Origin of the sequence: Nocardia sp. NPDC004068 (assembly GCF_042874315.1) — a bacterium.
In the GTDB taxonomy this organism is placed as follows: Bacteria; Actinomycetota; Actinomycetes; order Mycobacteriales; family Mycobacteriaceae; genus Nocardia.
In genome coordinates, this window is sequence record NZ_JBIAMW010000023.1 from 1 (window position 1) to 21,241 (window position 21,241).

General features: G+C 67.0%; 18 protein-coding genes, 1 pseudogene and 1 CRISPR repeat array. Of the genes and pseudogenes, 2 read left to right on the plus strand and 17 right to left on the minus strand.

The annotated features are described in order from the left end of the window. Positions 1-360 precede the first annotated feature (360 nt). Positions 361-1,431, minus strand: a complete 1,071-nt coding sequence (locus ACFYTQ_RS35570) for a GAF domain-containing protein (protein WP_387370442.1) — start codon at positions 1,429-1,431, stop codon at positions 361-363. Positions 1,432-1,448: 17 nt separating this feature from the next. Between ACFYTQ_RS35570 and ACFYTQ_RS35575 the strand changes: the two genes are divergently transcribed. Further along, positions 1,449-2,660, plus strand: a complete 1,212-nt coding sequence (locus tag ACFYTQ_RS35575) for a cytochrome P450 (protein ID WP_387370444.1) — start codon at positions 1,449-1,451, stop codon at positions 2,658-2,660. 145 nt (positions 2,661-2,805) lie between these two features. Further along, positions 2,806-4,121: a CRISPR direct-repeat array (repeat unit 29 nt; unit sequence GTGCTCCCCGCACGCGCGGGGATGAACCC). Between the two features lie 3 nt (positions 4,122-4,124). Here ACFYTQ_RS35575 and mobF read toward each other — a convergent pair. The 16 genes from mobF to ACFYTQ_RS35655 form a co-directional block, all read right to left on the minus strand. Then, positions 4,125-7,946, minus strand: coding sequence for a MobF family relaxase (gene mobF / locus ACFYTQ_RS35580; RefSeq protein WP_387370446.1), 3,822 nt, complete (start codon positions 7,944-7,946; stop codon positions 4,125-4,127). A gap of 517 nt (positions 7,947-8,463) precedes the next feature. Next, positions 8,464-8,787 (minus strand): hypothetical protein, encoded by a 324-nt coding sequence (locus tag ACFYTQ_RS35585; protein ID WP_387370448.1) that lies wholly within the window; start codon positions 8,785-8,787, stop codon positions 8,464-8,466. A gap of 12 nt (positions 8,788-8,799) precedes the next feature. After that, positions 8,800-9,210: a hypothetical protein gene (locus ACFYTQ_RS35590; RefSeq protein ID WP_387370450.1), complete on the minus strand. Its 411-nt coding sequence runs from the start codon at positions 9,208-9,210 to the stop codon at positions 8,800-8,802. A gap of 100 nt (positions 9,211-9,310) precedes the next feature. Beyond that, positions 9,311-9,757, minus strand: coding sequence for a single-stranded DNA-binding protein (ssb, locus tag ACFYTQ_RS35595; protein WP_387370452.1), 447 nt, complete (start codon positions 9,755-9,757; stop codon positions 9,311-9,313). Positions 9,758-10,057: 300 nt separating this feature from the next. Beyond that, a complete protein-coding gene (locus ACFYTQ_RS35600) occupies positions 10,058-10,861 on the minus strand; it encodes a hypothetical protein (RefSeq protein ID WP_387370454.1) in 804 nt (267 codons plus the stop codon). Further along, entirely contained in the window at positions 10,858-11,751 is an 894-nt protein-coding gene (locus ACFYTQ_RS35605) for a bifunctional DNA primase/polymerase (RefSeq protein WP_387370456.1), read from the minus strand. The genes ACFYTQ_RS35600 and ACFYTQ_RS35605 overlap by 4 nt, the downstream gene beginning before the upstream one ends. A 156-nt stretch (positions 11,752-11,907) precedes the next feature. Further along, a complete protein-coding gene (locus ACFYTQ_RS35610) occupies positions 11,908-13,602 on the minus strand; it encodes a ParB N-terminal domain-containing protein (protein ID WP_387370458.1) in 1,695 nt (564 codons plus the stop codon). A gap of 83 nt (positions 13,603-13,685) precedes the next feature. After that, positions 13,686-14,330: a DUF4254 domain-containing protein gene (locus ACFYTQ_RS35615; protein ID WP_387370460.1), complete on the minus strand. Its 645-nt coding sequence runs from the start codon at positions 14,328-14,330 to the stop codon at positions 13,686-13,688. Further along, positions 14,327-14,557, minus strand: coding sequence for a hypothetical protein (locus ACFYTQ_RS35620; protein WP_387370462.1), 231 nt, complete (start codon positions 14,555-14,557; stop codon positions 14,327-14,329). The genes ACFYTQ_RS35615 and ACFYTQ_RS35620 overlap by 4 nt, the downstream gene beginning before the upstream one ends. An 84-nt stretch (positions 14,558-14,641) precedes the next feature. Continuing rightward, entirely contained in the window at positions 14,642-15,877 is a 1,236-nt protein-coding gene (locus ACFYTQ_RS35625) for a hypothetical protein (protein WP_387370464.1), read from the minus strand. Between the two features lie 66 nt (positions 15,878-15,943). Next, positions 15,944-16,195 carry a hypothetical protein gene (locus ACFYTQ_RS35630; protein ID WP_387370466.1) on the minus strand — a complete coding sequence of 84 codons (252 nt, stop codon included), beginning with the start codon at positions 16,193-16,195 and terminating at the stop codon, positions 15,944-15,946. Next, on the minus strand, positions 16,192-16,497 hold the full coding sequence (locus tag ACFYTQ_RS35635) for a hypothetical protein (RefSeq protein WP_387370468.1): 306 nt from the start codon (positions 16,495-16,497) through the stop codon (positions 16,192-16,194). Before ACFYTQ_RS35635 ends, ACFYTQ_RS35630 begins: the two co-directional genes overlap by 4 nt. Next, entirely contained in the window at positions 16,490-17,332 is an 843-nt protein-coding gene (locus tag ACFYTQ_RS35640; RefSeq protein WP_387370470.1) for a methyltransferase, read from the minus strand. Before ACFYTQ_RS35640 ends, ACFYTQ_RS35635 begins: the two co-directional genes overlap by 8 nt. Before the next feature lie 269 nt (positions 17,333-17,601). Next, entirely contained in the window at positions 17,602-18,246 is a 645-nt protein-coding gene (locus ACFYTQ_RS35645; RefSeq protein WP_387370472.1) for a magnesium chelatase domain-containing protein, read from the minus strand. Further along, positions 18,243-19,202 carry a DNA-processing protein DprA gene (gene dprA, locus ACFYTQ_RS35650; protein WP_387370474.1) on the minus strand — a complete coding sequence of 320 codons (960 nt, stop codon included), beginning with the start codon at positions 19,200-19,202 and terminating at the stop codon, positions 18,243-18,245. The genes ACFYTQ_RS35645 and dprA overlap by 4 nt, the downstream gene beginning before the upstream one ends. Positions 19,203-19,406: 204 nt before the next feature. Next, the gene (locus ACFYTQ_RS35655; RefSeq protein ID WP_387370476.1) at positions 19,407-20,483 is read right to left on the minus strand and encodes a DUF4192 domain-containing protein; all 1,077 of its coding nucleotides are present in this window, start codon (positions 20,481-20,483) and stop codon (positions 19,407-19,409) included. 369 nt (positions 20,484-20,852) lie between these two features. Between ACFYTQ_RS35655 and ACFYTQ_RS35660 the strand changes: the two are divergent. Beyond that, positions 20,853-21,233, plus strand: a pseudogene (locus tag ACFYTQ_RS35660) (transposase); the annotation flags it as partial. Positions 21,234-21,241: the final 8 nt, after the last annotated feature.

A 21,241-nucleotide genomic window follows, 5' to 3' on the forward strand; every position in this document is an offset into this window, starting at 1 on the left:
TTGAAGGATCACGCGGTGACCACCCTCTACTCGGCTACGACACGCCACCACTTCGCTGGCGTCCGGTCGTACACCATCCTGCTGGACACAACCTTCGTTCCGAATCATGGACGGCGTTCCTCGACGCGGTCCGAGATGGGACCTACGGCAGCACCGAGGTTGTCGAATTCGCATGTGAGTCAAGCGATACCGTTTGAAGGCGCAGTGAAGCCACACGCAGTTGAGATTCGACGAGGCAGAGTGGGCGGCGTTCCTCGCTGGCGTGCGGGATGGCGAATTCGATCCGGATCGGCTCGCGCATCGGGCGGACTGAATTTCAGCCCGAATTGCCTGGCCCGGAAGCTATCCCATCGGTCGAAGTCAGTGATCTATTGTGAATTTGACAAGTCCGGCGGTGGTTTCCTGGTCTATGGCTACGAGGCTCACGCGTGCTGTAATGGGAATCCATCCGCCGTGGACACCTCGAACTCGTAGGTGGCCTGTGGTGCTCGACCGAGCGAGTCCCTTCGCCATGTCGATCATCGTGCGTCGATCGTCAGGGTGCACGCCGGGTTCCGGCTCGTTTTCCACACGGCGCCAAGCGATCTGGTCCGGGATGGGGGAGCCGTGTACCCAGCGGATCAGGCGCAGGTTGCGAAGGTTGATCAGTGCTCGGTACTCGCCTGGTGGTACGTCGGCCTCCAGGAGGCGGTGCTCGAGCAGTACCAGGGGTTGGGGCTTGGTGTCGGTCGTGCTGGAGGTGATTTCGAGGCTGACGCCTCGAGCGACGCGATGTTCGGTCCCGTCGGCTCCGGGTTGTGCGTAGATGCGGCAGGAGAAGTGGGCTCGGAAGCTGGCTCCGTCGCGCCGGTACACGGTCCAGACGCCCTGGTGAGTTGTTCCTGGAACTGCGGCGATGATGCGTTTCATCGCTTGCAGTTCCCGCTCGTCGGTTTGGACTTGGGCGAACATGTTCGCCAGAGATCTCTCCTGGCCGCGTTCGTCGAGGGGAATGTCGGCCAGCTCGGCCCATTCGGTGCTGCCCAGTGCGGTGAGGGTGGTGAGGTCGATGTCCCAGGACGCCGCGCGGAGGCGAGGCGGGGGTTGTTGGTCTTCGGTCCCCGACCAGACTTGTACGGCGTGCAGGCGTTCGCCGACAAAATGCGGATAGGCTTCCACGCGATGCCCGCCGTCGTCCTTCGCCGATAGCGGTTCGTGCGAGTGAGCCACGGTGGTGACCGCTTGTCTGATTCGTGCCGCGGCTCCTTTCACGGCCTTGTCGAGGGGCAGAAACTCTTTCGGCTGTCCGCCCCAGTCGACGATGCTGTAGTTGCCGTCCAGCTCACCGAATGTTTCGACCAGAAGCCATTGCGGTGACCGTGCGCGTTCCTCCTGTCGTACGATTTTCTCGGCCATACAGCCGATGATGCGCTTCTCCTGCACGCAGGTCACGCCACCAGAGGAAATGAATGCCTACCGAAACTGTGATCTTCGATGACACCTATTTTCGGGATCCGCACCAGTTCTACCGCGACGTTCACCGCCGAGGTCCGATCCATCGGTTCGTTTCCCCGGTCGGGGTCCGTGGCTGGCTCGTGACAAGCCAAACCCTGGCCCATGGGGTTTTGACCGATCCGCGTATCGGTAAGGGGCGAGACACGATGCTGGGGGTATCGGCGGCCTCGGGTGCCGACGTCGGGTGGCGTTCGAGGCTTCTGCGCTACGGCACCGAGTGGGTGGTCACCCATATGCTCGCTGCCGATCCTCCGGACCATGCGCGGCTGCGTCGGGCCGCCGCGGACCGGTTCTCCCCGCCAGCGGTGGACGCGCTTGTTCCACGCATCGAAGCGTTCGCTTCAGAACTTGTCGATGCTATTGATCCGAGCGGGCCCGTCGATCTTGTACCGGCCCTGGCGTGTCCGTTGCCCGTGGCGGTGATCTGCTCGATCACCGGGATCTCTCCGCGGCATGAGCATCGGATCGAGCGGTCCTCGGCTGTGTTGTCCGATGTCACCGTCGCGGAAGCGGCGGAGTTGCGGTGGGCCAGTGCCGATTTCGCTCGGCTGATCGTTCCGCATTTCGCGGCTCGTCGCCTGCGGCCCCGCGAGGATCTGATCACCGACTTGGTCAGGTCGGCGGAGGTGAATCTCAAGGAAGGATTGTCGACAGTGGCGCTGCTGCTGATCGCAGGGCACGAAACGACATCCAATCTGATACTCGGCGCCTTGTTGGCGCTGCTGCGTCGACCCGAAGAGTTCGCCCGCGTCCGGGCCGACCCCGCCCGGCTCGGCGCGGTCATCGACGAAACCCTGCGCACCGATCCGCCCCTGCCGGTCGCCACCCTGCGGCAAGCCCACACCGACCTCGACCTTGCCGGACACCGGATTGCCCGCGGCGAACTGTTGATGGTCTCGCTGCTGGCGGCCAATCTCGACCCCCAAAACTCTAGTGGGACAGAACCTTTCGATCCCGACCGGCCTGCGCGGCATATGTCCTTCGGTGCCGGGATTCACCATTGCCTCGGCGCGCGTTTGGCCCGCGCCGAAGCGGTAACGGCGCTGCGGTGTTTGCTGAACCGGTACCAGCACCTGTCTTTGGCTGCACCGATCGAGACCCTGCGATGGCGGCGCAGCATCTTCTTTCGACGGCTGGAATCGCTTCCTGTGCACCTCAGCTTGTGACTTCTGCTCCAATTTTAGTGTGTGTATTCGACGTAGAGGGCGCGGCTCGACACGCCGAGGTTCTCGACACGCCGAGTCTCAGGCCGCTCGAACGAAAGTGAATGAGATTCTTCCGATGGCGCTGCATCACCGCAGGTCATCAAGTGTGCTCCCCGCACGCGCGGGGATGAACCCCACATGTAGCGCCGCCACCACCCCTCACCCAGGTGCTCCCCGCACGCGCGGGGATGAACCCCGTGCGCGCCCGGTGTCGGGGCAGCAGTCGCGGTGCTCCCCGCACGCGCGGGGATGAACCGCAGTCGCAGCCGTCGCACGTGCGATCGGACGGGTGCTCCCCGCACGCGCGGGGATGAACCCGGACCAAAGGGTCTCGGGGCTCTCATCCAAATGTGCTCCCCGCACGCGCGGGGATGAACCCGGCGGCGAATGGTCCTACGAGCCGCTGGCCGCGTGCTCCCCGCACGCGCGGGGATGAACCCAGCGGACGATGCTCCCGCTGGCGGGCCGGAGCGTGCTCCCCGCACGCGCGGGGATGAACCCCGCAGCATCCTGTCGTTCTTCGCGACGGGATGGTGCTCCCCGCACGCGCGGGGATGAACCGGATGACCGGTGTCGACCAGGAGACGGTGGATCGTGCTCCCCGCACGCGCGGGGATGAACCCGGCCGGTACATCCACGGTTTGGGCCGGAATCCGTGCTCCCCGCACGCGCGGGGATGAACCCGGGTGGGCAAGGCGGCCAAGGTCTTCACCGAGGTGCTCCCCGCACGCGCGGGGATGAACCGCGTTGGCGGGGTTGCGGCGCGGCGAGATCGGGGGTGCTCCCCGCACGCGCGGGGATGAACCCTCCTCGAGGGCCGTACCCGCGATGTGCTGGTCGTGCTCCCCGCACGCGCGGGGATGAACCCCGCAGATGCTGGCCGGTGCGGTCCTGAACCGTGTGCTCCCCGCACGCGCGGGGATGAACCCAGGGCTGGCACAATCCTCGGCAGTAGTCGCCGGTGCTCCCCGCACGCGCGGGGATGAACCCGGCTCTCCCATCGTCTTGTAGAGCTGCGACTTGTGCTCCCCGCACGCGCGGGGATGAACCCATCCGGCGCGTATTGCGGCCGGGGTTCACCCTGTGCTCCCCGCACGCGCGGGGATGAACCCTGGATGACACCGGCGAGCATCTGGTACCCCGACGTGCTCCCCGCACGCGCGGGGATGAGCCCCTGGACGAATCATCATCGCGAACGGACGGAGGCGTGCTCCCCGCACGCGCGGGGATGAGCCCACGCGAAATCCAAACGGACACAACGCATGAACGTGCTCCCCGCACGCGCGGGGATGAGCCCCAAGGCCATGATGACGAACCCTACCCGCGCCGGTGGTCCTCCCTGCACGCGCGGGGATGAGCCCTTCGAGAAGGTGACGCGGGGGCCGTCGATGATGTGCTCCCGGCACGCGCGGGTATGAGATGCAGTCACATGCGTCGACGAGGGGCTGGTGCGGCCCGGCGGAGATGGCGGCGGTTGCGGTGGGTGGGCTGGATTTTCGAGGTTGGGATCGATGGAGTTGTCGGGCGGAGGCGGTGTTGTAGTTCTTCGAGGTAGGTCCTGAGCGTGGTGTCGCTTCCCGGGTGATTCGGTGGCAGTGGGCGGAGGGGCTGGTCGTACGGCAGGTCTTGTAATGCCGAGGATTTCGTCGGGGATTCGAGAGACTCTGGGTCTGGTGCGGGAGCCGTGTGGTGGTTCGGCTGTTCGGTGTGGACGTGTTTCGTTATCCAGTGGTCTGCGCGTGCTCGGAGGACGGCGGCGGTGTCGCGTGCGGTTGTGAGGGATTGGCCGAGGTCTTGGTGGTTGTTGGTGGCGATGGTGCCGACGAGTTCGCCGGTGTCGAGTCCGTGGGCGTCGGCGAGGGCGATGGTGTCGAGCAGCTCTTGGAACTTCTCTGATCGGCGGGCGGCGTGGAAGAGGACGGTGGGGAGCGCGCGGTCGAGGAGGTAGGTGCCGTGGGCGTCGGCGAGTTGCTGGTATCCCTCGGTGTAGGCGGTGTGGAGGCGGTGGTCGGTGGCGGTTTGTTCGGTGCGGATGGTGTCGGTGGCGGAGAGGTTGTCGTCTTCGCGGGCCAGGACGCGGGCGAACATTTTCTGGGGTTGGGTGGGGTCGTCGGGTTGGTGGTCGCCGGTGGGGTCGATGAGGGTGTCGGTGGCGAGGTAGAGGCGGTTGAGGTGGCGGCCGCGGGTGAGGGCGACGTAGGCGAGGGCGCGGCCGAGGGTGTCGTCGAGGAGGGTGTGGGCGTGGTCGACGGTGGTGCCTTCGGCGCGGTGGATGGTGGTGGCGTAGCCGAGTTCGACGTGGTCGTGGATGTAGTCGGCGGGTAGGTGGATGGTGCCGCGGTGGGTGGTGCCGGTGGCGGTGAGGGAGTGGTCGGGGTGGATGTGGTGGATGCGCCAGAGGTCGCCGTTGTCGATGCTGGTGCCGTTGCGGTGGCCGCCGGTGATGCGGAGGGTGGGGTTGTTGCGGCGGGTGACGATGATGTCGCCGGGGTAGCCGGTGTGGTTGTCGGACAGTCGGATTCGGGGGCCGGTGGTGTCGATGCGGCCGGTGGCGGCGTGGTGGGCTTGGGTGGCGGTGTTGAGGGCGGCGACGTTGGTGAGGGTTCCCGCGACCATGATCGAGGTGATGCCGCGGGCGGTGTCGTCGAGGTGGGCCGCCAGGACGGCGTCACGGAGTTCGTGGCTCATGCCGTGGCTGACGCGGTCGTGGGTGTCGTAGAACTCCCACGCCTTCTTGACGTTTCCGGCGCGGACGTGGAGGGTGGCGGCGGCTTCGTCGGGGTCGGAGAAGCGGACCAGGCGGCGCAGGGTGGGTGCGCGGGTGTCGCGGGCGAGGGTGCGCAGGATGCCGCCGGATTCGACGGCGGACAGTTGTTCGGGGTCGCCGATGGCGCGGATGACCGCGCCGTGGGCGCGGGCGAGGGCCAGGGTGGCGTCGAGGTCGGCGGTGGCGGCCATCGACGCTTCATCGATGAGGATCATCGCGCCCGGGGACAGCCCGGTCGGGAGATCGTGTTCGGCTTGGGTGAGCAGCTTCGCGATCGTCTTCGCCGAAACGTCAAGGGCGGCACCGAGTTCGCGCGCGGCTGCGGCTGATGGGGCGAGCGCGATGACGTCGCGGCCCGCTGCTCGCCAGGCGTCGGCGACGGCGCGCATGGCGGTGGTTTTGCCTGCTCCGGCGGGGCCGATCGCGACCGCGAGCAGGCTGGGGTGGGTGCACAGGTAGTGGGCGATGGCGCGTTGGTCGTCGTGCAGGCGGAGGCCGCGGTCGTGCTCGAGTGCGGTGATCGCGTCGTCGACGAGGTGGGTGGGGATGGCGTGGGGTGTGGGGGTGTCGGCGGCGTGGAGGAGTCGGTTTTCGGCGTCGAGGACGGCGTGGGAGGTGTGGCGGGTGGCGCCGGTGACGGTGAAGACGCTGTCGCCGTTGCGGCGGGCGAGGCTGGGCGGGACGGGTTCGGGGTCGACGGTGAGTTGCAGGGAGAGCCGGTCGCGGACCAGGGCGGTGACCTCTTCGACCGCGGCGCGGTGGGCGGCGTCGGTGGGGAACTCGCACACCGCGACGCGGTCCTCGACCGCGGAACGGATATTGGATTCGGTCCACGTCGCGCGGCGGCGCGCGACGGTCTCGACCACCTCTCTCGAAATGTCCTGTGGCGCAAAGCGTGTGCGTTGCCGGGTCGCCCGGAGTGCGTCGATGCGGTACTGCAATTCCGCGGACAGGCTGCGGGTGAGCAGCCGGTGGACCGCGGTGTGAGCTCGTGATCGATGCCGCGGTGTGGCGAAAGGGTACGCATCGAGGTGTCGGGTGATGGACGCGTCGAGGGTGTCTCGGTCGGTTGTCGCGAGCGCGGAGCTGCCGCCGAGATCGGCCCCGACCGCGACCGCGACATCCTCGGCGCGAAACGCTCGTGATGTCTCGGGGTGGTTGTGCTCGTGCAGGAGATCGGCGACGAATCGTGCGCCGTCGCGGTCCGGGCCAAGGAAGGCTTGGGCGCGTTGGTTCCACTCGGTGACAATGTGCCGCAACGTTGTCGGGACCGGTTTGGCGTTGCGGGTTTCGAGGGTGGCCTGTTGGGCGAGTTTGTACTGGGTGGTGGTGGAGGGGGTGTGGCCGTGGGTGGCGCGGTATTGGGCGACGAGTTGTTCGGTGCGGGCGATGATGTCGGGGGTGCGGGAGAACTCGGTGATCATGTCGTCGCCGATGCCGACCACTTCCAGCACGGGTTGTTTGCCGCGACCGCGGTGACGTTCCTCGAAGCGGAAGCCGAGGCGGCGGATCTTGGCGACGATGATGGCGTTGTAGCGACTCGAGAACGACACCCCGGCCGCGAACAACGGGCGCGCGTCGAGCGCGGACCATTTGCCGTCGCTGCCAAGGACTTTCGTGGAAATGACGGCGTGGGTGTGCAGGTTCGGGTCGCCGGCGCGGTTGTCGAAGTGCTCGAACGCGGCGACGACCAAGCCCTCGGCGTCGATCTGGCGGACACCGTTGTGGCCGCGGCGCGTCACCGCGACCCGAGATTCCATCCACTCCAAGACTTCTCGGACGGCGTCGCGGTGGCACTGCCAGACCTTGGCCCGGAGGTCGTCGTCTGCCAACCCCCACAGCAGCGAGATCGACTTCGGGGGCGTGAACACGCAATCGAACCCGGCCACCGCCTTGCGGCTGGCCTCCTTCTCCTCCGCTAGTGCGGCGTCGATCTCCGCGCGCAGCGGCGCGTGTCCGAGCGTCTCGGTGAGGTGGTTGCGGGCGGCGTCGCTGCGCAGGACGGTGCGTTCGTCCCAGGTCGGGCGGCGACGGTGCCGGAGGGTGAACTCGTCGATCAGCTGGTCGAGGTTCTCGGTGATCGGCGACTGCTTCGTCGTGAACTGGGCGAATGACGCCCCTAGTTTCGCGGCCGCGATAGCCTGCTGCGCGGTCCGGCCCGCCGCGATCTCGGTGGCGATCGTCGTGTCGGCGTTCGGGTGCAAACCTTCACCGAACAGGGCCTGCATTTGTGCCTCCGACACCATTCCGGATACACCGAGTTCGGTGGCGCCTCGGCCCATCCACATTCCGGGCGGAGTCCCGGTGTCGGTGTAATAGCGAGTCAAATCCCGCGTGCGGTCACGGAGACGATCGCCGCTGGCCACCTGCCGTGTCAAGTACAGGTAGCCCTCGCCGGCGTGGAGGCGATGGATCGTCATCACCCGATCGAACGTAGGCGGGAAAGCGTTTGTCGAAAATGGATTACCCGTTAGTAGCATCGCGATGCAAGAGGTGTGTCAGCGAATGGAGTAAAGACCCATATGGGGGAATGGTAATCCGAATCCGGCGATTGTAGAGATTGGGCCGGAATGGAATCGTGGAACGGAAGACAGAGATTCGGGAAGATGAATTGGAGGTGGTTGCGAGATGAGTGAGGGAGGAGAGGTGTCTGCGCGGCGGTGGGCGCGGTCGGTGGCCGCGGGGATGCTCGAGGAGCAGTTGCGGGTCGCGAAGGACAACGAGCGCGACCTGCTCGAATTCCGCAAGGCGGAGAACCGGGTGGCGCGGGCGGCCGCGCGGCGGGACGCGACGATCGAAGCGGCGCTCGACGAGTACGCGCGGGTCGTGGAGCTGGCCGACGGGATTCGTGCGGACGCTGTGCGGCGGTTGATCGCGCGGGGGATGGATGAATCGCGGCTGCGGGAGGTCGCCGGGCTCGGGCCAGGCGAAATTCGCCGCCTGCGACAGAATGTGACCGGGTCCGCCGAGCCGGGGACGCGGCGGCGGGCCCGGCGCTCAGCGGAACCGGTTGTCGAGGGGGACGAGGGTGGAGCGGGGGATCGTGTGCCGCAGCACGGGCAGCCGGAAGATCCGCAATGCGATCCGCGAGGCCCAGAATCCGTGTTTGAACGCCCAGGCCCAGTGCCCGGCCAGCCACACGACGATGCCCAGCAGCAGCCACCACAGGCGATGCGGGAGGGCTTGGGCGGGGAACAGCACGATCGCCAGCAGCGAGTCGAGGGTGATCAGAAACCCGATGATCCGGGCGAGGGTGGGAAACGCCCACCAGACCACGAGTAGTAACAGCGCCGCGACGGCGGCGAGCCAGATGAAAGCCATAGCGCAGACCTCCTAGGCGAATGCCGAGATCGGTCGGGTAGTTCCATTGGACCGCGAAACCGACCGATAGGTGTCCCGATTCGCCGAAGACGATTCGAACGACGGCGTGGACCGGACCAGACGCTCGTTGTGCGCGCACAAGGCGTGACCGGATTCCCGGTCGAGGCAGTCGTCGAGCGCGACGAGCAGACAATGGTCGAGCGACCGCAGCCGATTCACCTCATCGACCAGTTCCCGAACTCGGGAACACAGCAACAAAACCAGGGTGAGCGACGGCGAGAGTGCGTTCTCCGCCCACGCGTTGACGGGCACCTCGGTCTTCGACAACGCGCCGAAATCCTCGGGACAGGAATCGATATCAGGCAGGATGTACTCCACCTGATGGGGGAAATCTGTTGACGGCAATGTGTCGTCGGAAATCACGGGGATCACCTCCGAAACGGATCGGGAATACGGGTGGTCCCGCTCGGCGAGCGCCGAGCGGGACCAGGATTGGGGACCGGCAGAGCCGGTCCCCGGGCGCTCAGAAGGGCGCCTTCTCGCGGGAGCTCGCGGCGGGCGCGGGCTTCTCGCTGGTGGTGGCCGCGCGCGGGTCGACCGCGTCGCGGTCGACCTTGTTGACCTTGGCGATCGCGTACCGCAGGTCGGGACCGATGCTGTCGACCAGCAACTCGGTGACCCACCGGCGCTTGCCGTCGTCCCCTTCGTAGGTGCGCTGCTTGAGCTGGCCGTGAGCGACGACGCGCATTCCCCTGGTGAGAGAGTCGGCGACGTTCTCGGCCATCGTGTCCCAGATGTTGCAGCGCATGAACACCGCGTCGCCGTCTTTCCACTGACCGCTCTCGCGGTCGTAGATGCGCGGGTTCTGGGCGACGGTCACCGTGGTGACCGTCTTGCCCGTCGGGGTGTACCGCAGGTCGGGATCCTGGGTGAGATTGCCGACGACGGTGATGTGCAGCTCTCCGGACATGACGAACTCCTGACTGATCGATGGGTGTGGAACCTGACCGACCGCCAACCCCTGGATCGGGCTGGGTGCCCGTGGGGCTGTCGATCTGCGGCCGTGGCCATCAGGGGTGGGCCGGGCCCTTCAGGGTCGGCGGGGGTTCTGCGCCCCGGGCGGGGATCGCCGCCAGGCGACCGAGCGGAGCGAGGCCTCGTCCCCGCCCGTCGGGGTGGCGCAGGTTCATCGCCGATTCACCCGGCCCGCCCCTGATCCCCTGTGGGGGCTGATCGACAGGTCCACGGTCACCAGCCCAAGGTGGACCGTTCAGGTCATGCACCAGCCCGAATCGCAGGACCCGGTGTCGTCGTCGAGGGGAAGGAACTGAACGCCGGGGTCCACGACCGTTCTCAGCGGCCGACTGAATCGGGTGAGGTAGACCGGGTCCTTGCCGAGTCGTTGCCGTCGTTCGTTGAGGATGTCCTCGAGGTGGCAGGCGCGATCGAACAGTTCGGGCTGCTCGATCCGCATCGCCTCCCAGGCGCTGAGCCGGTGGAACGGACAGAAGAAGCATGAGGATTTCGGCGGAACGGGGAGACCGACATCGAGAAGAAGGCGCGCGCAGTCCACACGGCGCATCCGCAGATCCAGCAGGGGGTAGATGATGCGTTCGTGGGGCTCGGCTCGGCGGGTGTTGGCTCGTTCGATCTCATCGACGCTGATTCCGATACTGACCGTCGCCGGATCGCGGGCGCTGGCTCCGTGCGCTCGAAGCCATCGACCGATGACCTTGATCTTGAAGTCGGTCGTGCAGTTTCGGGTTCCGGGCGCGCCGTTGGACATTCGAACCGGGATGGGCAGTGACCGCGAATCCGGGCGCGTGAGACGTTGCCACAACGTCTCAACGGTGCCGTCGCGCTGCACGCGATCGACGACGTGGACCGGTACCCCCTGCGACGTCGCCCACGGGACGGCGATCCCCCGCACGTATCGCAGGGTCGCCGGGTTCTCGCTGTCGTCCCCGACATTGGCGAACACCGCGGCGTCAATGCGAATCCTTTTCACGGCGGCGAGCACCAGCAAGGCCGTGGACTGGACCCCGCCGCCATATGCGATGATCGACAAGCTCATCGTGGCCCTCCCTGTGTCAAGGAGCGTGGGAGGGATGCGCCCGCTCGGAGGTGGCGAGGGTGTTGTGCGCCGTAGGTGAGGCCGTTGGTGAGTGTGCGGTCGAGTTCGGCGCGGGTGAAATCGTGGTGGCCGACGTGTTTGAGCGCGGCGTCGGTGAGTGTGGTGCGAGCGAGGGTTTCGTCGAGTTCGCCTGCGGCGACCAGTCTTCCGAGCCGGAACGCCGCTCGGAACAGCGTCGCGTTTCGGAAGTGGTGCTCCGCGGCCGCGACTCGGGCGGCTTCGCTGGTGATGATCGCGGCAAGGTAGGCGTCGGGAACCGCTGGCGGCGCCACTGCGTCGAGGTGTTGGGGCGGTGGAGGGATGAGCCGATCATGGAGCCAGTCGGGCAGGGGCGCGACCGGTGAATGGTCGATGATCCGATACGTGCCGTGGGGTGTGGTCGAGCCTGCGGCGACGATGTAGCCGCCGATGCCGCGTGAGTCGATGTGGGGCGCGAGGCGGCCGATGGTGCTGCGCAGGGTCGTGTCGGCGGTTGCGTGGAAGTAGAGGTGTCGGCCGTGGGGTGTGCGGACGGTGAAGGTCTGCGGGAGCGGGGTGTGGGGTGGAGCGAGGTGGCCGAGAGGGTCGTCGGCTTGTGCGCTGTCGATGTCGATGATGTGGAGGTTGCTGGGGCCGGTGGCGATGGCGATGTTGTAGCGGCGGTCGCCTGACCACCAGCGCTGGATGGTGTGCGGGTCGGTGGTGGCGTACTGGGGCCAGGTCAGCAGGGTTCCGTCGGCGGCCCGCTCACGAAGAGGAGCTGGGGTCTTCTGACCCGCGCGTAGCGGGAAGACGAACCAGCCGCGATCCGCAGCCAGGAATGCCGCCCGGCGAAAAGGGTTGTCGTTCATCGTTCTCCTTCGATGACCAACGAAGTGACGGAGCGGCCGAGCTCGTCCCCGTGATGGCTCACAGAGAGACTGTTCGCGTCATTGCGGAGCAGCGGCCGCGGTGAGAAAGGCGGCGCAGGCCCTGAAGTGGCCCTGCGCCGCCGACGGGGGAAGGAGTCAGCTGATGTCGATGGTCATCGGGTCGATGTCACCGGCGGCGGCCTGTTCGGTCGGGACGAGGTGGTGGCCGAGTTCGGCGAGGAAGTGGAGGTAGCGGCGGTTGCCGTTGTCCTTGTGGTTCCAGGCTTCCTTCGCGATGCGGCTTTCGCAGGCTCCGAGGGCCAGGCCCAGCAGGATCACCGCGTAGCGGCCGGGCCGCGCCTTGTCGATGGCGTCGAGTAGTTCGGCGCGCCAGCCCTCGATGCCGAGGAGCTGGAGGGCGAGCTTGGTTCCTTCGTAGTCGTCGAACAGGCCGCGGTTGTTGATCAATGCCTCGAGGATGAACCGGACGGTCATCGGCGGGACGGTGCCTCGGTGCAGATAGTTCCGGACGAACTCACGCCGGGCGTCGGTCGCCGCGGCGAATTGCTTGTTGAGCGCCTTGCGAAGTTCGTTGAGCCGCTGGGCTTCTCGTTCTGCCTCCTCTCTGGCCTTCCGCGCGTCCTCTTCGCGGGCCTGTCGTTCGGCGCGAGCCTGTTCGAGCGCGCGGGCGGCGTCCGGGTCGTCGTTCTTCTCGGACGTCGAATGGTCGACGGTGTCCCCGGGTTCGGTTTCCGCGGTCGTGTCGTCGCCGGTGTCGGGTTCGACGAAGGGGTGATATCCGGCCTCGGCGATGACCGCGGTGGGGATGAAGTAGCGCGGTGCCCACACGTCGCGCTCTTCGACGCTGTCGGCGTGCCGTTTGCCTTCGGCGGGTGTCTGCTCGGGATTGCGTTCGGTGCGCCAGTCGACGGTGTCGGAGTCGACGGGCTCGCCGGTTTCCTTGTCGACGAGTTGCATGTGCTCCTCGATGTCGAGGTAGACGAACCAGTGCTCGGCGTCGGCGCGCAGCGTGTCCGGCGTGAGCGGGGAGTCGTCGTCGGCGCGGACCGCGTACGCGGGCAGAAATTCGCCGTCGAGCCCGATGTGCTCGGGCATGTCAGTGAGGACGGCGAACCCGAACGCCGCGTAGGGGAGGGTGGCCTCGAACCGCGCCCGTGCGTCCGCCCGCTCCTGGGCGATCAGTCTCGCCTCGTAGGCGAAGTAGTGCCGGGGAGCGCGCAGGAGCCGTTCCACGGCTTCAGTGTCGCCGTGGTTGTCGTAGTCGGCGAGGATCGCGGCCTGCTCGAAGTCGAGCTGGTTGTCGTCGATGAGCTTGCACGCGGTCGCCGACCTACCAGCGCGTCCGGCTTGGCGGACCTTGTCGAGATCGGTTTCCTGGACGACCTTGGCCACGCGGGTGACCGACAGGCCAAGCTGGAGCAGCTCGGCCATGCCGCGGGCCCGGTCGCCACGGGTCAGAGCGATGCGGCGGTCATTGAGGTTGAGCTGCTTGGTGATTCGGTCAATCTTGCGCTGTTTCTCGGTGGCGTCCGGTGCGGGTTCGAGCCAGACGGGGACCTTTTCAATGCCGACCAGCAGGGCGATGAGGGTGCGGATCTGGCCGTCGATCACGGTGACCCGGCCGTCGGGTTCCTCGATCGCTTTGATCGGGTTCTGCACACCGTAGGTGGCGATGGATTCGCGTTCTTCGGGGTGGTCGTCGAGGTTGAAGTTCTGCCGCACATTGCCGTCGATCTCGAGGTCGGCCGGCTTGAGGAATTCGGCTTTGACTCCCGCCGGAATCTGAATCTTGTGGGCGGCGGCGGTTTCGGTGTTGGTGGTGGAGGTCATCAGTTGATTCCTTACGATGAAAAGGGAACGGCCCCGGCCAGGTAGCGACTGGCCGGGACCGTTCCCGGATTTGTTGGTGAGGGTCAGTCCGCGGGGGCGGTCTGGTATCGGGGGAGGCGGCGTCGCCCGGCCAGCAGGTCGGTGACGAGGTGGTCGTAGGCCGTTTTGAGGTCGGCCAGGGCGGTGTCGAGTTCGTCGTCGACCCGGTTCGGTTTGAGCGGGTGCGGGGTGATCGCCGTGCGGGTCACGATGAGCGCGACCAGCCGATCGAGCACGGCTGCCAGGGTTTCGGTGTGCACGACGGCATCCCACCGCTCGCGCGGCAGGCGGTTCGCGACGAGCCGATCGATGTGTTCGAGCAGCTCGTCGTGGGTGAGTTCCAACTGCTGGGGATCGTCGTCGTGCCCGGTGGCGGGGGAGTGATCCTCCTCGGCCAGCCACGCCAGCGCGCGAATCGTCCCCAGCAGGACATCGGCGGGCCGAGTCGCGCCCGGATCGCAGACAGCTACCACCTCCTCGGCGGAGGGAAGCAACGCAGGACCGGAACCGGCACGGCGAGAACGGATTCGACGGAACTCGACCAGCGAATCGGCCGGATCGAGATCACGGGTCCAGCCGATGCCTGCCCCCAGGATTATCCGCCGATTACGGACGCGGAAGCTGGCCGACACGGTGGTGGATTCTCCGGTGTCGCCCACCGGTTGGAACGTGGTGGAGAAGTAGCTCATTTGGGCTCCTTCCCCCGTGCGGCGACGTTGACCGGCCGCAGCCAAAAGTGCTGTGCCCGAACTGGATCGGTGTCCTCGGCGGGTTGGAATGCCCAGTATTTGGCGGTCCAGTCGGGGTGTTCGGCGCGCCAGCGGGCGACGATGTCGTCGGCGAGCGCGGTCACCGGGCCCGCGGAACCCAGATACTGGCGGTGGTCGTAGTCGGTGCGAGTGAGAACGTCGACCATGATCGTGATACCTCCTGAATTGAGGGGAAACCGTTGCAACGCAACGCTTGAGAACCCTTTGCGGGGTTCGGCTTGGGGGAGTGGTCAGACGAGGGTCATCGCCTGCAGGGCCAGGTCGTCGAGGGTGTCGGCGCGGTCGGGGTCGGGGACGGTTTGGCTGTAGCTGGTGACCGCGTTGGCGATGCCCGCGGCGGTGAGCTGCCCGCCCGCGATGAAATGCGACAGGATCCCGGCGCGTTCGGTGTCGGTGAACCCGAGCTTCTTCGACACCACCTCGAGCGCCTGCTCCGGCTGCCGCACCGGGGCACCGGCGTGCTGTTCGAGTTCGTCGACGCGGGCGGCGAGGAACTCCGGAGACAACCATTCGCTGACCTTGTCGCGGGTCTCGGCGGTGATGACCGACAGCTTCTTGCGCAGAGTGTCCTGCGACCAGCCGACGGTCCCGGCGTCGAGGCGCTCGCCGAGGTGGCGGCGGGTGTGCGCGAACAGCGGCAGGGTCAGGCCGTTGCCGCAGATCTCGATCACCAGCTCGGGCTTCAACGTGAGCGCGTGGTGGCCGGTTTCGGAGTTGGCGAACCGGAACCCGGCGAACACGATCGGCTCACTGCCCGGCGCGTAGCCGCGGCCTTCGCGGGCGGCGACCGGGCGCCACCGGTCGAGCTCGCCCGCGACCCGCTGGCGCTCGGCGTCGAGTTCGGGATCGGCGAAGGGGGTGCGGTAGTTGGCCAGCAACCGCGGCGCCAGCGCTTTCACCTGCGGGGAGTACACCTTGCAGTGCATGGAGGTGTCGCTGACATCGCAGGAACGGATGCGGGTGTCGGCGTCGACCAGCCGGATCCCGTCCAGGACCGCGGAGAGCACGTCGAGGTTGTCGATGATCCCGTACCGGTCTGACAGCATCGCCCGCAGCACGCCCGGTTCGTCCGGGACACCGGAAGTGAACAGCCGCAACAGAAACGACCGCGGATCCGGTTGCGGCGGCCGGTCAGGGTCGGTGCGGCCGTGCAGCAGACCGTTGACGTTGGCGTCGTAGAGGTCGAGGCGGTCCTCCTCGCGCAGACGGCGCAGGTAGCGGCCCGGAATCTCCAGCTTCGCGGCGATCTGCAAATCCGCCGCGGCCGTCGGACGGTAGTCGCCGTCGACCGGGGTGACACCGCGCTCATCGATCACCGGTGCCACACCGCGTAATTCGATCAGCCCATCGCGGGCTCGCAGCGCCGACGCGGGCGCGACGACATCGACCTTGGCGGCCTGCTGACGTTCGAGCAGCGCCACCATATCGGCCAGCTCGCCATGACGAAGAATGGTGGAAACAGACACGGTTGAATCCCTTCGAGTGTGTGAACCGTGAAAATCGTTGACAGACAACGGCAATGGGCTGCTCACCTAGTTGGCGGTAAGGTGTTTCCCAGCTATCCATCTGCGCCAAGCGCCGTCGATCGAGGGCCGGGAGGCGCCGGAGGCGACGAGCATCGAGAAGGCGCGCGCGAAATCGACGGCGTCGCCGGATCCGCGCTGGATGGCGTCGCAGTAGCCGCGCGCGTAACCGAGTGCCTCCCAGCACATTCGCTGGGCCTCCGGGCTGTCAGTGATGGCCTGATGCCACTGCTCCAGCGACGGGACGCGCGGATCGTTCATGATCCACCCCCGGGCGCGGGGGGATCGATCTCGCCGCGGTCACACCACGCCGTCCACGCTCGTCCGAGACTCGAGCACGGGCCGCGGGTGCCGCGGTGGTAATCGGCGGTGGCGATCGCGTAGGTGCGTGCGAACGCCGTCGCCTGATCGGTGTCGAGGGCGTCGGGTCCGCGCGCGTCCTGGTAGCCCCAGGCGTAGCCCTCCGCGCGCAGATAGGCTTCGACAACCTCTGGCGCGACTTGCAGAGCGTCCCGGAACCGCTCCACGTCGATCATCGCGCGAATGACAGCGTCGTCAGTCATGCCAGCCTCCTCCGGACGGGGTTGTCGAATGCGGGATCATTTGCCGCAGGCGATAGCCGGTCACGACGGCCGAGCGGTCGTGGTGGACCGTGGGATCGGTGAAGTCGCAGACGACCACTTCGGTGTCGGGCTGTCTGAGCCGCCAGCGGTTGCGGAACAGCGAGGTATCGACGCCCTTGGCCGGTTCCAAGATGACGCCGGTGCCCGCGACGAACCGCTCGTATTCGCTGTCGCCCGTTCCGGTCACGAGTCCTCGCTCGCCGCTGAAATGGAAAGGTGCCGCGGACTGCGGGATCAGGAACACGCCGTGCCGAGCGATCTGCGCGGCGACGGCGATCGTGTGATACTCGAACCGGAACCCAGTGTAGCCGTGCGCGTTTCGTGAACGCATGGTGCGGCCGTAGGGTGGGTTCGCGATCGCGGTGTCGAATTCGCGCATTCTCCGCGCGGGCAGGGTGAGCAGGTCGGCGCACACCCAGGTGGCCTCCGGCAGGATCTTCATACCCACGCGGACGAGGTCGGGATTCCTTTCCACGCAGACCAATTCGGGCTCGCAACCGCCGCCGTGGCGGTGCGCGAGCAGGTTTCGGCACGTGTAGGCCAGATGTCCGATGCCCGCGCCGAGGTCGATGATCCGCGTTCCGACGACATGCAGCGTCATCGCTCGTGCCAGCGGGAGCGGGGTGAAGATCGCGCTCCCGACGACGCTGTCGGTCGGGCCTCGCCAATGGGTCAGGACGAACTGCTTCTCCTGCTCGTCCAGCTCACGACGGAGCTGGACCAGACGCGCGGCCTCGCGATGAGCCGCGATACACGGCCCAGGATATTTCGACATGACATCAACTCCTTGAAAAATGTTGGAAGGCAAGGGAATTCACGCTCGGATTGAGAATCCGGCGAAACCTGCTGTCACCGAGGCAGAGAGCTGCGACCGCGCCGTTGCGGTGGCCGGTGGGCGCACCGCGTCGACACCGGCGGCGCCCGGGAGAACACGCTTGCTGGGCGTTTCCCGCCTCGTGTTCGGATCCGCCGCCGGTGTAGCGTGCGCCCGACCACCGGCCACCGCAACGGCCGCGATCACGGTTCGACCATTCCGGGCTTTCGTCACCCAGAATTCTCGCTGGCAGTTCCTTGTTGCCCTCGACATCGACTGCGGCTCAGAGCCTTTCGATGGGCCTCCACGTGCGACTCACTCGCGGTCGCGCTACGGCCGCCGGGGAGGTTATCGGGGCGCTCGATCGGGACCATGCATTTCATCGACACGTCGAACAAGCGGCCGGAACCTCGCAGCCACGCCAGCACCTCGCCCAGGCTCGCAGCGGCCAGCACCTGCCGTCCGTCGACCGATACGTCCCCTGGATAGGGGACGACGAGACGCGCGAATCCCGCGGCATCGCTCGCGATCGCGACCGCCGTTCCCTCGATCTGCCGCAGGCTGCCGTCCAGGCCGAGCTCACCGAGCAGCAGTGTGTCCTCGAGCCCCTCGCGGACCGAAGCATCCACTGCCGCGACAATCGCCACCGCTACGGCCAGATCAACTGCCGAGCCCGCACGCACGCGCCCGGGACTGTCACACGAGATCTGCACTGCGCCAGCAGGATAGGGTTCACCGCTGTTGAGCAATGCCGCGCGAACACGATCGCGCGATTCGGCGGTGATCCCGGTCGTGGAGGCGGTCGCACCCTGGTTGGACGCGATCGTGACCTGGACCGTGATGGGCCCGTTCGGCCCTATCGCATGTGCCGTCATCGCCGCGCCTCCTCGACAGAGGTTGCGGCGGTCGGCGGATCCCCGCAGTCCGCCAAGGCGGTATTGATCACCTCGCCAAGGCAGGTGGCCAGTCGGGCGTCGCCGTGGCGGATCATCGCATGACAACCGACCGAGTTCGGAGAATAGACCGGACCCGGCACCGCATAAGCTTGGCGACCAAGCAGTTTCGCCCAGCGCACGGTATTCCTGGTACCGCTGCGCACCCCGGCCTCGACCGCGATCACGGACCGAGACAGCGCCGCGATAAGCCGGTTCCGTGCCAGGAAATCGCCGCGGATCGCCGCATAACCCGGCGGGATCTCGCTGACCAGCAACCCGCCCGCCGCCACCAGATCCGCGAGCAGCGGACTCAACTGGGCGGGATACGGTCGATCGATCCCGCCAGGCAAAACCGCCGCCACAACACCGCCCGCCGCCAAGGCCGACCGCATCGCGGCGGCGTCGATCCCGAACGCGGCACCCGACACCACCGTCCAACCGGTCCGGACGGCATCGACCGCGAAATCGTGCGCGACACCCTCGCCGTATTCGGAGCAGGCTCGTGCGCCGACCACCGCGATCGCCCGCTCGACCACCGACCGCAACGAGGGCGTCCCTCGTACCCATAACGCCAGAGGCGCAACAGGTTCCGCCCCAAGCGCAGGCGACGTCACCACGGGGAAGGCCGCGAACGACGCGGTCGGCCACTCGTCGTCATCCGGTGTCGCCAGCCGGGCCCCGATGCGTTCGGCGATTTCGAGACCGCGGCGGGCGCTGGAAAGGTCAGCCCGCTCGAGCACGTGTCGATCCACCGCGACCGGCACATCGCCCGCGAGGACGGCTTCGGCGGCGGCCTCCACACCCTCGGCCGCGACGAGGCGTCGGAGCGGAGCCGACGGTCCGCGTGCCGCGCGCGACAGGACGGCCCAGGCTGTTTTGCGGTCATCGATGCTCATGGCGATACCGCCTTTCGGGAACGGACGGAATGGTGGACGAAAACTGTTGCGAGACGGAAGGTTTCATTTGAGCTCCTAAGAAAGTTGTTTGATGGCACGGTTTGCCCGCACGGGTGGACGCTGGGCAGAGTGAAGTCGTTCGGTCGGTGGTGCGGCGGGCGCGCGCCACCGACACCGGCGGCCGAACGAGGGAGGAGCCGACCGTCAGTCGAAGCCCGGCCCAGGGCCCAGAACGACGCCGAGTTCGAAGGCGACGTCGAGACCGTGTTCGGCCATCCTTCGGACCTCGTCCGGGGGGAGGCCTACGCGCAGTGCGGTATCCAGGAGGCCTGCCAGGGAGTGTCGGTTGTTGGAGGCGAGCGCGGCCTGCAGAGCGATCCCGGCCGCCGGTCCGTCGCCGGTGACATAGGCGCTGTAGCCGAGGAGCGTGGCCGCGTCGGCACGGTAGGGATCGGGCAGACTTCGTGTGAGCAGAGCCCACAGATTTTGCGCCGCCACCGCCCGATCGGTGAGAGCGAGCGCTAACAGGCAACTCCGGACCTTCCCGTCACCCAAAACCAGTGCGATCTCCGCTATTTGGCGCACAGTGGGTGGGGTGTCCAGATCCAGCCTGTCGACATGGTCGATGAGGAGCCGAAGCATCGTCGAGCGCTGTTCATCCAGCTCGGCTTCTGCCGCCTCGGAGTCCGGGTCCCTCAGCGGCAGAGTGGGATTCGTGTCGATCAGCTCTCGGACTTGGTCGGCGGTCTCGCGATCGGGGTGGATCATCCGGGTGAGTTCGGTTCGGGAGTGGAAGATCGGCCGGCCTTTCACGACGTGGGCGACCGCAATAGCCGACGCGTCGGGATCGGGGATAATTCCCGTCTTGCTCGGGTCGAAGATGTTCCACCACGGTGACTTCGGCGCGATCGAGGACGTGGCCCATGCTCGCGGCATCGCGATGTTCTCGGCGGTGAAACTCTGTTCGAACGTCTCGGCGACGCTCCGATGCACGTCGGAAAGCTCAGGCGCCGAGTGTGTTTCGCTGTCGATGAGGACAAGCAGAACGCCTACGGCACCTTGAGTCGCGCACACCGCGGTCGCTTGGCGAGCGAGGTCCCGCAACGGGTTCCCGGGAACGGGGAGATCGTGGCGGGCGACGGCGCCGACCTGGAGTCGGCTGGGATCGTCGGATGGTTTGAGCATGACCAGGACGAGCGAGTCGGTGGGATAGAACCCGAGCAACGCGGGGATGGCGGCGAGAAGTTCGCCCGGATCATCGGGAAGTGTCCAATCGAACATGCGAAACCCCTTCGGTGAGTGCGTAATTGGAGTCCGACGCGCGTATTGGCGACTACCTCATCGAAGAGGAGGTACAGGCGCAGCACACGCTTGCCGAACAGCGTGCTCACCGACCCGTATCGACGGTTCCGAGCCCTGGGGCCGGTGGGCGCACTCGATCCACACCGGCGGCGCACCGGTACCCAGGTTGTTTTCGGGGTTGTCGAATTCGGTTAGGGCGCCGCCGGTGTAGAGTGCGCCCGCCCAACCGGCCCCAAGGCACGGACCGGTCCTACATGAAGCGCTTGGCGGATTGCTAAGACCGTGTCTCACATGGATGTGATTCGTTTTCTGTGCGTTGAGATGGGTTGTGTTGCATCATGATCAGTCGTGGTTGATGCGTTGTCGTTGCGGTTGGTGCCGGATGAGTTGTGGGAGTTGGTGGAGCCGTTGTTGCCGGAGTTCCGGGTGCGTCCGCAGGGGGGTGGGGTGTCGCCGGTGGATCAGCGGGCCGTGTTCACGGCGGTGGTGTACGTGTTGACCAGCGGTTGTGCGTGGCGGATGCTGCCGCCGTCGTTCGGGGTGACGGTGCCGACGGCGCATCGGCGGTTCACGGTGTGGACCGAGGCGGGGGTGTGGCGTCGGTTGCATCGGGCGGTCCTGGATGAGCTGGGTGCGGCGGGTGTGGTCGACTGGTCGCGGGCGGTGGTCGACGGGGCGAGCGTGCGGGCGAAAAGGGGGGTGGCCTGCTCCCCGCACGCGCGGGGACGAGCCCTGTG